This window comes from Bradyrhizobium sp. USDA 4486, from assembly GCF_054057995.1.
This window is the reverse complement of sequence record NZ_JBSRZV010000001.1, coordinates 3,871,854-3,884,943: the sequence shown is the minus strand read 5'-3', so window position 1 is coordinate 3,884,943 and position 13,090 is coordinate 3,871,854. Positions and strand designations below refer to the sequence as shown.

Below are 13,090 nucleotides of genomic sequence, written 5' to 3'. Positions count from 1 at the left end.
ACCTGTCCGCCGAACCAGACCGCTGCAATCAATGCGATGAACAAACCGGCCCGCATCGTTCCGCAGACCCTCATTGTTCAACCTGCTTGGCCAGCCCACTCTTGGGCGTGACATGCTCCGGGAAACTTCCATCTGCCGCGTCCGAAGCAAGACCCAAGCTAAAGGTTGGACTTCCAACGCGCCCAGGGCGGCGGCGTTCCGTGGCAATGCCTGCAGCTTGACCTTGCCGCGAGCTCGATCGTCAGCTCGTGCTCGCGCCGCAGGTGCGCTCCCCGCAAGCGGAAAGAGACGAAGCAAGGACCGGCTAGCTCGCCTCGCCCGCAATCCTCGCCAGATAATCGGACTTGCTGAACTGCATGTGGTCCACACACAGCTGCGCCAGTGCCCAGCTGTCGCGGCCTTTCAAGAGCTCGATCATCAATTCATGCTGGCGGCGCGATTGCGCGAGGCCTTCGCGGTCGGCGAGATTCTTGGCGCGCATGGGCAGCGTCAGGTTCATGTAGTCCTGAAGCGAGCGCACCAGATAGGGGTTGCCGCAGGCCGAGAACAGGGTGACGTGGAACGCGTCGTTGGCTTCGTGAATGCCGCGGAGGTCCCGTATGTCTGCCTTCGCGCAATACTGCTTCTGCAAGGTGGTCAGCTCGTCAATGAGAGCTTGCGGCGCGGGCAGAGGAATCATCAGCGCGGCCTGCCGCGTCAGCATCTCCCGGACCTCGTAGATCTGGCGGACCTCCTCGGCCGAATAGAACCGCACGGTGGCGCCGACATTCTTCTCGCGGCGCACGATGCCGCGCCGCTCGGCATCCACCAAGGCCTGGCGCACGAAATGGCGCGAGGTGCCGTAGCGCGACATCAGCGCGTCTTCGGTCAGGCGCGCGCCCGGCGGCAGCCGGCCGAAGATGATGTCCTCCTCCAGCCGCGCGACCACGTCGTCCGGATCGTCGCGCCGGACCGGCATGCTGTCTGCGGTGCGAATGTCGGACATTGCCCTCGGCCTTCGGTGCTGGACCGGTTCCTTCTGTGGAGCAGGGAAGGCGCAGATTGTCAATAATCTGGGCGTTTCGCGGTGCAAGGGCCCAGAAATGGCCGGGGAGACGCCTGTCTTATTGACAATGAGGGGGCAGGCTGTACCACAATGGCAACGCAAGGAGTGGCATGATGGCGAGTGGTCTGCGCAAGGGTCTGACGAGCTATGGCGATGCCGGCTTCTCGCTGTTCCTGCGCAAGGCGTTCATCAAAGCGATGGGCTATTCCGACGACGCGCTGGAGCGCCCCATCGTCGGCATCACCAACACCTATAGCGACTACAATCCCTGCCACGGCAACGTTCCGCAGATCATCGATGCCGCCAAGCGCGGCGTAATGCTCTCGGGCGCGATGCCGTTTGTGTTCCCGACCATCTCGATCGCCGAGAGCTTTGCGCATCCGACATCGATGTATCTGCGCAATCTCATGGCGATGGACACCGAAGAGATGATCCGGGCGCAGCCGATGGATGCGGTGATCGTGATCGGCGGCTGCGACAAGACACTGCCGGCACAGTTGATGGCCGCAATCAGCGCCGATCTGCCGACCGTGGTCATTCCCGTCGGCCCGATGGTGGTCGGCCATCACAAGGGCGAGGTGCTGGGCGCCTGCACCGACTGCCGCCGCCTGTGGGCGAAATATCGCGCCGGCGACATGGACGATGCCGAGATCGAGGCGGTCAACGGGCGCCTCGCGCCGTCCGTCGGCACCTGCATGGTGATGGGCACGGCTTCGACCATGGCCTGCATGATCGAAGCCATGGGCCTGTCGCTACCGATGAGCGCGACGATCCCCGCGCCGCATGCCGAGCGCTTCCGTCTGGCCGAAGCCAGCGGCAAGGTTGCCGCCGAAATGGCCAAGGCCAAGGGGCCAAAGCCGAGCGAGCTCTTGACGCCGGCGTCCTTCAAGAACGCGCAGGTCGTGCTTCAGGCGATCGGCGGCTCGACCAATGGCCTGATCCATCTGACGGCGATGGCGCATCGCTCGCCGCACCGGCTCGATCTTGAAGTTTTCGACCGGATCGGCCGCGAGGTGCCGGTGCTGGTCGATCTGAAGCCCTCCGGCGAGCACTATATGGAGCATTTCCATCACGCCGGCGGCGTGCCGAAGCTGCTGGCACAGCTCGGCGACCTCATCGATCTCGATGCGAAGACGATCGCGGGCCAGACGTTGCGCGATGTCGTCGCAAATGCCGAGGACGTGCCCGGTCAGGACGCGATCCGCTCGCGCGACAATCCGATCAAGAAGGAGGGCGGCCTCGCCGTCCTGCACGGCAACCTTGCGCCGCGCGGCGCGGTCATCAAGCAGTCGGCGGCGAGCCCGAAGCTGCTGAAGCATACCGGGCGCGCGGTCGTGTTCGAATCCGTCGAGGACATGACCTTGCGGGTCGACGATCCCGATCTCGACGTGAACTCCGACGACGTGCTGGTGCTGCGCAATGCGGGCCCGAAGGGCGCGCCGGGCATGCCCGAAGCGGGATACTTGCCGATCCCGAAAAAGCTCGCGCGCGGCGGCACCAAGGACATGGTGCGCATTTCGGACGCGCGCATGAGCGGCACCGCGTTCGGCACCATCGTGCTGCACATCACGCCGGAATCCGCCGTCGGCGGGCCGCTAGCGCTGGTGCAGAACGGCGATATGATCAGCCTCGACGTGGCCAGGCGCAGCATCGAGCTGCTGGTCGATGCCGCCGAGCTGGAGCGGCGGCGTGCGGCCTTGAAGCCCGCGGCCGCGCCGGACGAGGCCAGGCGAGGTTACGCCTGGCTATTCGACAAGACCATCTTGCAGGCCGACGAGGGCTGCGATTTCGACTTCATGCAGAGGACTGGACCAAAGACGGATTGACGACTCGCACGAGCGCTCAGACCGCACAAGCGGCGGGCGACAAAACAGGGGGAAACGATGATTGCACGATCCACGCGTGGGTTGGTGGCTTTTGCCGCCATGCTTTTCGTCACGGGGGCCGGGGCGCAGGAGGTGAAGCATTATCGCTTCCCCTACGATCAGCCGCGCAACACCGGCTATTCGATCGCGGGCGACCTGTTTGCCGACAAGCTCAAGGAATTGAGCAAGGGCACCATGATCATAGACCAGTATCCCGGCGCGCAGCTCGGGCAGGAGCCGCAGGTGCTTCAGCTCGTGAAGGCCGGCGACGTCGAATTCGCCATCATCTCCTCGGCCAACACCGCGACTATCTCGCCGCAGGCCGGTGTGATGTCGCTGCACTTTCTGTTCCGCGATGAGAACCACGTCGTCAAGGGCCTCGCCGATCCCCGCGTGTTCGAAGCGCTGAAAACCATGATCGACGAAACCACGCAGGGTCTGCACGTGATCGCGACGGGGTCGCAGGGCGTGCGCCACATGTATTCGAAGCGGGAGATCCACAACGTCGGTGACATCAAGGGGCTGAAGGTCCGCGTGCAGGCGACCGCGACCGAGGACACCATGTTCCCGGCCTATGGCGCCCAGACCGTGCACATGCCGTTCGGCAGCGTCTACACCAGCTTGCAGACCGGCGTCGTCGACGTCGCCGAGAACAGCATCAACGTCTACCTCGTCAATAAGCATTACGAGGTCGCGCCCGTGCTCAACATCACCGAGCACGAGGCCAACAACGCACTGGTCTTCATCTCCGACAAGCTCTGGCAGAGTCTCACGCCCGAGCAGAAGGGGTGGGTGCAGACCGCGGCCAACGAGATCAGCTCGAAAGAGCCGCAAAAGGCGTTCGAGCTCGAACGCACCGCGGCCGAGAAGCTGAGGAAGATGGGCGTGAAGGTCGTCGACAATGTCGACAAGAAGAGCTTTACGGTGATCGCCGACCCCTATCTCGACAAGCTCGCCAAGGAGCTCGGCCCGCACGCCGAGAAGATCAAGAATTTGATCCGGTCGATCAACTAATCACAAACAAGGTCGTCATGCCCGGGCTTGTCCCGGGCATCCACGTTCTTCCTTCGAGACCGCGCCAAGTGCGTGGATGGCCGGGACAAGCTTGGCCATGACGGAAAGCCGCAGCCAGGACAATAATGCCCATCGCCGACAAACTGCTGGTGCAACGGCAACGCCACCTCAAATGGCGCGCGTTCGACTGGCTCGAGCTTGCGCTGATGATCCTATGCGGCCTCCTGTGCTTCGGCTTCTCGTTGTCGGTCACCGCCGACATCGTCACCCGCACCATCGGCCATCCCTGGCTGTGGCTCCAGGAAGTCACCTCGACACTGTTCATCTACGCGATCTTCATCGGCACCGCGGCGGCGACCCGGCGCAACGATCACCTCTATCTCACCGCGATCTCCGAGGCGATGCACGGCACGCCGCGGCTGATCGTCGAGATTCTCATTCGCCTCGTCGTGCTCGGCGTCGCCTTGTGCCTGATCTGGTACGGCTACCAGAACTATCTGCGCGGCTTCGGCAGCTTCCGTCTGCCGTCAGGCACCCCGATCGCCTCGCTCTACGCGATCATCCCGCTGTCGGGCGTGTTGATCGGCCTGTTCACCATCGAGCAGCTCGTCAACGGCCTGCGCAACGGCTTTGACCATCCCGAGCCGCCTGACGAGCATGCCGCACCTGTCGTCGCCGAGCCGCAGATGAGGGCGCAGCCGTGAGCGCCCCTGTTGTCCTCGCCTTGATGTCGATCTGCTTCCTGTCCTTCGGCTATCTCGGCGTGCCCGTGCCGTTCTCGCTGATGGCCGGCGTGTTCGTCGGCGCGATTCTGTCGGACGTTTCGCTCGCCGCCATCATCCAGAAGATCTTCGATGGCGTCGATTCCGAGGCGCTGCTGGCGATCCCATTCTTCCTTCTGGTCGGCGAGCTCATGAGCTCGGCGAACGTGGTGGTGCGAATAGCCAATCTGTCGGTGTCGCTGGTCGGCCATATCAGGGGCGGGCTGTCGCAGGTCGTGGTCGTCTTCAGCATGTTCTTCTCGGAAATGTCCGGCTCGACCACGGCCGATGTTGCGGTGATGAGCCGCGCGCTGGGCGGCCCGATGAAGCGCGAGGGCTACGAGCCCGCCTTCATCGCCGCGATCATCGCCTCCGCCTCGACCATCGCCGCGCTGGTGCCGCCGAGCATCACGGCCGTGGTCTATGGCGCGGTGGGCAACGTCTCGATCGCCGGCCTGTTCATGGCCGGCGTCGTGCCCGGGCTGATGATCGGCTTCGGGCTGATGATCTACTGCTATTTCTTCGGCCCATCCGGCCTGCGCAAACCGCGCGCGCCGCTGCGCCAGGTGGTGTTCGCGGCCGGCGATGCGGCCCTGCCGCTGATGATCCCGGTGATCCTGCTCGGGGGCATCCTCACGGGGTGGTTCACGCCGACGGAAGCCGGTGTCGTCGCCGTGGTCTGGATCATCCTCGTCGTGATCCCCGCGCTCAACCGCGGCCACATCAGGAAGATCCCCTATGATTTCTGCCTCGCCGGCCTGATCTTCTCACTGCCGCTGATCACCATCGGCGCCGCCAACGCCTTCGGCTGGATGCTCGCCTATCTGCGCGGCGCGACCTACATCGCCGAGTGGATCACCTCGATCGCCGGCAACGACCCGCACCTGATCATGCTGTTGATGGTGCTGCTGTTCACCGTGGTCGGCGACTTCATCGAGCCGGTGCCGACCATCATCATCTTCATGCCGCTGGTGAACGCGCTCACCGAGGCGGGCGAGATCAACGGCGTCCACATGGGCGTAGTGCTGATCGCAACGCTCGCCTTCGGCCTGATCACGCCGCCTTATGGGCTCGTCTTGCTGATGGCGTCGAAATTCGTCGGCATCAGCTTTGCGAAAGCGCTGCGCGCGGCGCTGCCGATCTACCTCGTGTTCTTCACCACGATCGCATTCGCGATCTACTTCCCGAGCGTCGTGCTCTGGCTGCCGCGGCACGTGCTCCCCGAGTCGGTCGGCTGCTTCAAGTCGCCCGCCGGGACGGGCTATATCTGTCCGCAGTGAGGGCTCACTTGCCCTTACTGGTGAACTTCTTCACGGCAACGCGAAACTCCTCCGTGTTCATCGCCATGATGATCTTGTGCTCCTCGGCGTCCAACTGTTGCTTCACCGCCGTGGTCGCGGCTTGGTAGACTAGCTGCTTGGTGCCTGATATCGCCGCCGGCGGGTTCTGCGCCAGCCGCTCGGCAAATTGCCGCGTCGCCGCCTTCAGCTCGGTCGCAGGAACGGTCTTGGCCACGAGACCCCATTCATAGGCCTGCTGCGCGGTAAAATTGTCCTCGGCGAGAAAGATCTGCAGAGCGCGGCGTGAGCCGACCGTGCCAACGATGCCGACCGTGGAGCCGCCGTCCGGCGACACCCCGATCTTGGCATAGGCCGGCGTGAATTTTGCGTCGTCAGCGGCGATGCAGAGGTCGGTGACGAAGGCGAGGCCCATCCCGGCGCCGGCCGCCGAGCCGTGCACGCTCGACAGCGAGATCTTCGGCATGCGCCTGATGATCTCGATGAAGGAATGATAGTGCTTCAGGAGCTCGCCGACGACGGGCGTCACCGTGCCGGCCTCGGCGGCAGCCCCGATCGTCTGCAGATCCCCGCCGGCCGAGAAGGCGCGGCCTTCGCCCTCGATCACCAAAACCCTGATGGCGTCGTCGCCTTCGATATAGGCGGCGAGCTGCTCGAGCTTCTGCGCAATCGCCAGATTGATCGAGTTGAACGCAGCGGGGCGGTTGAGCGTGATGGTTGCGATCGGGCCGTCGATCCGCAGCAAGGCGGGATCGTCCGGCTTTGAGACGGGAGCTGGCATCTGGAATATCTCCGGCAGGAGGTCGCTCTCGCGACTAAATCGCAGAAGGCTGGGGGTGACAATCCCCGGCCGCTCTTGCGCAAGGCGAAACGATAGGCTCAAATGGAGCCGCCTTTGCCAAGGGACGGACACGAGCGCCGGCTCCTCGTAAGGTCAGCCAAACCAAAATCAGCGAGAGAGGAGACGACATGGGTCACGCTCGTGTCTTCCGGAAATGGGCTGCCCAATGACTGGCCCGGTGATCATCGTCGGCGCCGGCCATGGCGGCTATCAAGTCGCGGCATCGCTGCGCCAGGCGGGCTTTGCCGAGGCCATCAGCCTGATCAATGACGAGGCGCATCTGCCGTACCAGCGGCCGCCGCTGTCCAAGGCCTACATCAAGGGCTCGGCCGGGCCGGAGGGCCTGATGTTCCGCCCCGAAAAGTTCTACCAGGACCAGAAGATCGAGCTGATCGCGGGCCGCGCGGTGTCGATCGACCGCGCGGCGCACAAGGTGCTGCTCGCCTCCGGCGAAACGCTGCCTTACGGCCATCTCGTGCTGGCGACAGGGGCGCGCAACCGGCTGCTGGATTTGCCAAATGCGAATCTGCCCGACGTGAAATATTTGCGCATCCTCGACGACAGCGAGGCGCTGCGACGGATCATGCCGTCGAAAAAGCGCGCCGTGATCATCGGCGCCGGCTTCATTGGCCTCGAATTCGCCGCCACCGCGCGGATCAAGGGTCTCGAGGTCGACGTGCTCGAGCTCGCCCCGCGCGTGATGGCGCGCGCGGTGACGGCCGAGGTCTCCGAGTATTTTCAGGACCGGCATCGCGAGGCCGGCATCCGCATCCATCTGGGCGTGCAGGCAACCTCCATCGAGGCCGAGAACGGCAAGATCACCGGCGTGTCCCTGAGCGACGGCCGGCATCTGCCCGCCGACCTCGTCGTGGTCGGCGTCGGCGTGCTGCCGAATATCGAGCTCGCGGCCGAGGCGGGGCTGCCGGTTGCCGCCGGCATCATGGTCGACGAATATCTGTCGACGGCCGATCCTGACATCTCCGCGATCGGCGATTGCGCGCTGTTCGCAAGCCCGCGCTTCGGCGGCTCGCTGCGGCTGGAATCGGTGCAGAATGCCACCGACCACGCCCGCTGTCTCGCCGCGCGGCTGACCGGCGACAAGAAGCCGTACGACAGCCATCCCTGGTTCTGGAGCGACCAGGGCGACGACAAGCTCCAGATCGCGGGCCTCACCACCGGCTACGACCGCGTCGTGCTGCGCGGCGATCCTGCCAAGAAGGCCTTTTCGGCGTTCTGCTATCACGGCGACAGATTGCTCGGCATCGAATCGATCAACCGAGCCGGCGATCACATGTTCGGCCGGAGACTGCAGGCCATGGACCGCTCGATCACGCCGGAGCAGGCCGCCGACGAGAGCTTCGACCTGAAGAGCGCGCTGGCGTGATCAGCCGACGCTAAGCACTGCCTTAACCTCCGCGGCCGTCGGCATCGACGGCCCGGCACCCATACGCTGCACGGAGACCGACGCTGCGGCGTTGGCGAAGGTCAGCGCGTCACGCAACGTCGCGTCCTCAGCGAGCTGCGAGGCGAGCGCGCCGACGAAACAGTCGCCGGCGCCTGTCGTGTCGACTGCCGTCACGAAGCGGCCAGGCACCGCAATCTCCTCGCGCCCCGCAAGCGCGAGCACGCCGCGCCTGCCGAGTGTGACGCAGATAGTCTGGTCCGGGCGTGCCTGAAACTTTCGCGCCACGTCGATGATCCGCGCAGCCTCGTCGCTGTCCGAAAGCTCCACGCCGGCGAGAAAGCCGAGCTCGGTCTCGTTGAGCACGAGGATGTCGACCAGCGCGAGCAGCTCGCTCGCCATCTTTTGCGCCGGCGCCGGGTTGAGCAGCGTCGTGGCTCCAACGCCACGCGCCCGCTCGAAGAACGCGGCAATCGCCGGCAACGGGATCTCGAACTGGCTGACAGCGACGTCGCCCTTCAACATCGGCACGACGCTGACGTCCTCTGCGCTGACCAGCGCATTGCTGCCGGGAATGACGACGATGGTGTTGTCGGCCTCCGCCACCGTGATGAGCGCGGTGCCGGTGTGAGCCTCCGCCGTCTCCTGGACATAGCCGAGGTCGATGCCCTGGTCGGCGAGGAACGTGCGCAGCTCGGCCCCGAACGAATCCTTGCCCAGCCTTCCGATCAGCGTCGTCCCAGCGCCGAGCCGCGATGCCGCGACCGCCTGGTTCGCGCCCTTGCCGCCCGGAAAATACAGCACCTGCTTTCCTGCGACTGTCTCGCCGACGCGCGGGTGGCGATCGGCCGTCGCCACCACATCCATGTTGATGCTGCCGGCGACGAAGACGCGCCCCATATCACCCTCCTAGAGCATGATCCGGAAAAGTGTGCAGCGGTGTTCCGATAAGATCATGCTCGAACAAGAACAAAAAGCCTAAACCCTGACCTCGAACTCGTGCCGGACCTTGGCGATGTCGACAAGTGTCGGCAGGCCCGCCTCGTTGCCGAGGCGCTGGATCTTGTAGGTCGAAGCGGCACGGGCAAAATCGAAATGCTCGCGCCAGCTTTTGCCCGGATGGGCCAGATAAGAATAGACATAGGCGCCGTGGAAGACGTCGCCGGCGCCGTTGGTGTCGATCACGCGCTCGCGCGGGATCGGCATTGCCGGCATCACCTGAACCGTCCCGGTCTCGTCGTACCAGAGCAGGCCCTTCTCACCCATGGTGACGCCGCCGATCTTGCAGCCGCGGCTCTTGAGATAATCGAGCATCTTCTCCGGCGTCAGATCCATCTGCTCGCAGAGACGTTCGGCGACGATCGCGACGTCGATGAACTCCAGGAGCTCATGCGTGTTGGTGCGCAGGCCGCCGCCGTCGAGCGAGGTCAGGATGCCGGCCTCGCGGCACACTTTGGCGTAGTGGATCGCCGCGTCCGGCTGATGGCCATCGACATGCAGCGCGCGGCAGCCGCCGAGATTGAGCATCGGAAAAGGGTGGATGTGCTCGTCGTCGCGGCAGCGGACGATGGCGCGCTTGCCGTCCTTGGGCATGATGAAGGACAGCGAGGACTGGTTGACCTTCCGCCCGTGCAGCGAGATGCCGTATTTCGCGCACATGTCCTGGAACATGCGCCCCAGCCAGTCATTGGCCGCCGTCGCGATCAGGTCGGGCACGATGCCGAGCTTGGCGCAGCAGAACGCCGCCGTCACCGCGTTGCCGCCGAAGGACACCGCGTAGTCCTTGGCCACGTGCTTTTCGTCGCCGGTCGGCATGTGGTCGGTGATGAAGACGACGTCGATATAGGTCTGTCCGATGAAGAGAGCCTGCATTGCTTGTCCGTGATGCGCTTGTGGTCCCGGCCGGCGCACTTACTCTAGCACCGGTTCCGCGTCTGAGACGCTGAAATTATTCGCAAAACCGCCCCGAAGCGCTTGAGGTCGGCATGGTGCCGGAATACGACCATGTCAGGCCCATGCCAAGCCCGGACAAACGCCGTCTTTCGGCGCGCGGTTCCAGGCCGTTCAAAAGGGGGGACATATGATCACCGGCCTCGATCACGTCGTCGCTCTGGTCAGGGACATCGGCGCGGCCAAGGTGGCCTATCAGACGCTCCTCGGCCGCGCGCCGGCCTGGCAGAACTCGGGCGAGGGCGCCGACCGGGTGCTGTTCACGCTCGACAACATGACGATCGAATTGATGGCGCCGAGCGGCTTCACCGCGACCGCCGACCGCATGCGTGCGCTGCTCGACGACCATGACGGCGTGCTCGCGAGCCTCTGCTTCCGTGTCGCAGACATCGGCAAGATGCACCGGCGGCTGGAGCGGGTGGCGCTGAAGCCTGATCCGGTCGCCGAGGTCGAGAGCAGCGACGATGCGAGCGGTGCGGCCCTGCACTGGAAGCGCACGCGCCCCGCCACCGAGCTGACGCGCGGCGTGCGCATGTTCTTCCTCGAGCTCGCCGAGGAGCGGCCGAAGTCGGTCGCGACCGACGTCGCGCCGATCGAGGGGCTCGATCACGTCGTCATCACCACCGAGGATTCCGATGGTGCCGCAGCGCTCTATGGCGCGCGGCTCGGGCTCGATCTCGCGCTCGACCGCTCGCACCACGACTGGGGGCAGCTGATGTTCTTCCGCTGCGGTGATCTCATCATCGAGGTGGTGCGACGTCCCGTGGCGGGCGGCGATGCCCAGCACGACCGGCTCTGGGGCCTGAGCTGGCGCGTCGCCGACATCGACGTCGCCCGCGCCCGCCTGATCGCCGCCGGCCTCGACGTCAGCGAGATCCGCAACGGCCGCAAGCCCGGCACGCGCATCATGACGGTGCGCAGCGGCACCTGCGGCATCCAGACCGTGCTGCTGGAGCGCTCGCCGAAGCCGGTGGAGTGAGGGGATGGAGTCATTCCGGGGCGATGCAAAGCATCGAACCCGGAATCTCGAGATTCCGGGTCTGGTCCTTCGGACCATCCCGGAATGACGGAGCTAGCCGGCGTCCCTGCTTTCTCAAACGTGCGTCCTCGTGTTACACGGAATCCTGAGAACACCCAGCGAGCACCCGGTTTGGCCAAGGCAACCGCAAAGCGAACTCTGAAATGGCAGCGCGACCCCGAGGGGATGCGGCTGCGCATTCTCGAAGCCGCCAAGCAGGAGTTCTCCGCTCACGGGCTCGCCGGTGCGCGCGTCGACCGCATCGCGGCGAAAGCCGGCGCCAACAAGCGCATGCTGTATTACCACGTCGGCAACAAGGACGAGCTTTATCTGGCGGTGCTCGAAGGCGCCTATGACAAGATCCGCAGCGAGGAGCGCGGACTCGATCTCGAACATCTCGATCCGCCCGAGGCGATCCGGCGCCTGATCGAGTTCACCTGGAATTACTTTCTGCGCAACCCGGAATTCCTCTCGTTGCTGCAGACCGAGAACCTCGCGCGCGCCAAGCACCTGAAGAAATCGACCAAGGTCAAGTCGATGCACTCGCCCTTCGTCGAGATGATCCGCACCGTGGTGCGGCGCGGCGTCGAAAGCGGCGAGTTCCAGGTCGCGGTCGATCCGGTCCAGCTCTACATCTCGATCGCGGCCCTCTGCTTCTTCTATCTCTCCAACTCGGCCACGCTCAGCGTGATCTTCGGCCGCGACCTGCTCGCCAAGGACGCCAAGGACGAGCGGCTTTCGCATATGGTCGGTCTCGTGCTGGCCGCGCTGACGGGCCAGTCGGCCGCGCTGTTCGAGATCGCCAAGCCCGCGAAATCGCGGAGCGCGGTGGCGCAGACGGTTTAGTCCCCTAAGCTCTCCACTGTCATTCCGGGGCGGTCCGTAGGACCGAACCCGGAATCTCGAGATTCCGGGTTCGATGCTTCGCATCGCCCCGGAATGACGATCTGGAACCCGATGCGAAACGTCACAGGGAAAGCTCTGGACAGTATTTATCCAACGGGTTAATTTCTCGCCCGAACGAAGAAAGAATGCCGGGAGTGAGACGTGGCTGAAGTGAAGCCGCAGGGTGCGGTGTCCAAGATGCTGAATGCGGCCTGGGTGCGGCCGCTGTTGTTCCTGGTGTTCATCGTCGTCGCCTGGGATCTTTCGATCCGGCTGTTCAAGATTCCCGCCTATCAGATCCCGGCACCGGCCGACGTCGTCGCCGTGCTGCGCAGCGACTGGCCGGAACTGCTGCGCCAGTCTTGGCCAACGACTTATGCGACCATCTGGGGCTTCGTGCTTTCGGCGCTGTTCGGCATTCCCGTGGCGATGCTGATCGCGGGCTCGAAGACGGTGGAGAGCTACGTCTATCCGCTGCTGGTGTTCTCCCAGTCCGTGCCGAAGATCGCGATTGCGCCGCTGTTCGTGGTCTGGTTCGGCTTCGGCATCCTGCCGAAGGTGATCTCGGCCTTCTTGCTCGGCTTCTTCCCGGTGGTCGTCTCCGCGGTGCAGGGCTTCAAGTCGGTCGATCCTGACATGGTCGATCTCGCCCGCGCCATGCAGGGCAGCCGCTTCCAGGTGTTCCGCGCGGTGAACCTGCCGCATGCGCTGCCGGCAATCTTCTCCGGCCTCAAAGTTTCGGTGACGCTCGCCGTGGTCGGCGCCGTCGTCGGCGAGTTCGTCGGCTCGAATTCCGGCATCGGCTACGTCATGCAGCGCTCGATCGGCACCTTCGACCTGCCGACCATGTTCGCGGCGCTCGTGATCCTGGCACTGCTCGGCGTCATCCTGTTCTGGATCGTGGACCGCATCGAGAAGCTGGTCATTCCCTGGCATGTCAGCCAGCGCGAAGACGTGATTTTCGCATCTTAACTTAAGCAACGGCCCAGCAACGGCCGAAACAACAACGAT

Annotated in this window: 12 protein-coding genes; 8 read left to right on the top strand and 4 right to left on the bottom strand. The window is 64.5% G+C overall.

The features are described 5' to 3' along the window. Positions 1 to 304: 304 nt before the first annotated feature. Entirely contained in the window at positions 305 to 985 is a 681-nt protein-coding gene (locus tag ACVWY3_RS18945) for a GntR family transcriptional regulator (RefSeq protein WP_456839832.1), read from the bottom strand. Positions 986 to 1,158: 173 nt separating this feature from the next. On the opposite strand from ACVWY3_RS18945, the gene ACVWY3_RS18940 reads away from it, so the two are divergent. The 4 genes from ACVWY3_RS18940 (at position 1,159) to ACVWY3_RS18925 (ending at position 5,965) form a co-directional block, all read left to right on the top strand. Then, positions 1,159 to 2,871, top strand: coding sequence for an IlvD/Edd family dehydratase (locus tag ACVWY3_RS18940; RefSeq protein ID WP_456839831.1), 1,713 nt, complete (start codon positions 1,159 to 1,161; stop codon positions 2,869 to 2,871). A gap of 57 nt (positions 2,872 to 2,928) precedes the next feature. Further along, positions 2,929 to 3,924 (top strand): TRAP transporter substrate-binding protein, encoded by a 996-nt coding sequence (locus tag ACVWY3_RS18935; protein WP_456839830.1) that lies wholly within the window; start codon positions 2,929 to 2,931, stop codon positions 3,922 to 3,924. A 125-nt stretch (positions 3,925 to 4,049) separates the two neighbouring features. Continuing rightward, the gene (locus ACVWY3_RS18930; protein ID WP_456839829.1) at positions 4,050 to 4,628 is read left to right on the top strand and encodes a TRAP transporter small permease; all 579 of its coding nucleotides are present in this window, start codon (positions 4,050 to 4,052) and stop codon (positions 4,626 to 4,628) included. Beyond that, positions 4,625 to 5,965: a TRAP transporter large permease gene (locus ACVWY3_RS18925; protein WP_456839828.1), complete on the top strand. Its 1,341-nt coding sequence runs from the start codon at positions 4,625 to 4,627 to the stop codon at positions 5,963 to 5,965. The genes ACVWY3_RS18930 and ACVWY3_RS18925 overlap by 4 nt, the downstream gene beginning before the upstream one ends. 4 nt (positions 5,966 to 5,969) lie before the next feature. On the opposite strand, the gene ACVWY3_RS18920 is transcribed toward ACVWY3_RS18925, so the two are convergent. Beyond that, positions 5,970 to 6,764 carry an enoyl-CoA hydratase/isomerase family protein gene (locus ACVWY3_RS18920; protein ID WP_456839827.1) on the bottom strand — a complete coding sequence of 265 codons (795 nt, stop codon included), beginning with the start codon at positions 6,762 to 6,764 and terminating at the stop codon, positions 5,970 to 5,972. 226 nt (positions 6,765 to 6,990) lie between these two features. Here ACVWY3_RS18920 and ACVWY3_RS18915 point away from each other — a divergent pair, with 226 nt between their 5' ends. After that, on the top strand, positions 6,991 to 8,208 hold the full coding sequence (locus ACVWY3_RS18915; protein WP_456839826.1) for an NAD(P)/FAD-dependent oxidoreductase: 1,218 nt from the start codon (positions 6,991 to 6,993) through the stop codon (positions 8,206 to 8,208). Here ACVWY3_RS18915 and rbsK read toward each other — a convergent pair whose 3' ends face one another. Both rbsK and ACVWY3_RS18905 read right to left on the bottom strand, forming a co-directional pair. Further along, positions 8,209 to 9,126: a ribokinase gene (rbsK, locus tag ACVWY3_RS18910; protein WP_456839825.1), complete on the bottom strand. Its 918-nt coding sequence runs from the start codon at positions 9,124 to 9,126 to the stop codon at positions 8,209 to 8,211. It abuts the gene before it with no gap. A gap of 78 nt (positions 9,127 to 9,204) precedes the next feature. Further along, positions 9,205 to 10,098, bottom strand: coding sequence for a sugar kinase (locus ACVWY3_RS18905; protein WP_456839824.1), 894 nt, complete (start codon positions 10,096 to 10,098; stop codon positions 9,205 to 9,207). A 208-nt stretch (positions 10,099 to 10,306) separates the two neighbouring features. Between ACVWY3_RS18905 and ACVWY3_RS18900 the strand changes: the two genes are divergently transcribed. From ACVWY3_RS18900 to ACVWY3_RS18890, 3 genes are all read left to right on the top strand, one after another. After that, positions 10,307 to 11,155: a VOC family protein gene (locus ACVWY3_RS18900; protein WP_456839823.1), complete on the top strand. Its 849-nt coding sequence runs from the start codon at positions 10,307 to 10,309 to the stop codon at positions 11,153 to 11,155. Between the two features lie 225 nt (positions 11,156 to 11,380). Beyond that, positions 11,381 to 12,040: a TetR family transcriptional regulator gene (locus ACVWY3_RS18895; RefSeq protein WP_456843397.1), complete on the top strand. Its 660-nt coding sequence runs from the start codon at positions 11,381 to 11,383 to the stop codon at positions 12,038 to 12,040. 201 nt (positions 12,041 to 12,241) lie between these two features. Beyond that, positions 12,242 to 13,051: an ABC transporter permease gene (locus tag ACVWY3_RS18890; protein ID WP_235539608.1), complete on the top strand. Its 810-nt coding sequence runs from the start codon at positions 12,242 to 12,244 to the stop codon at positions 13,049 to 13,051. Positions 13,052 to 13,090 lie beyond the last annotated feature (39 nt).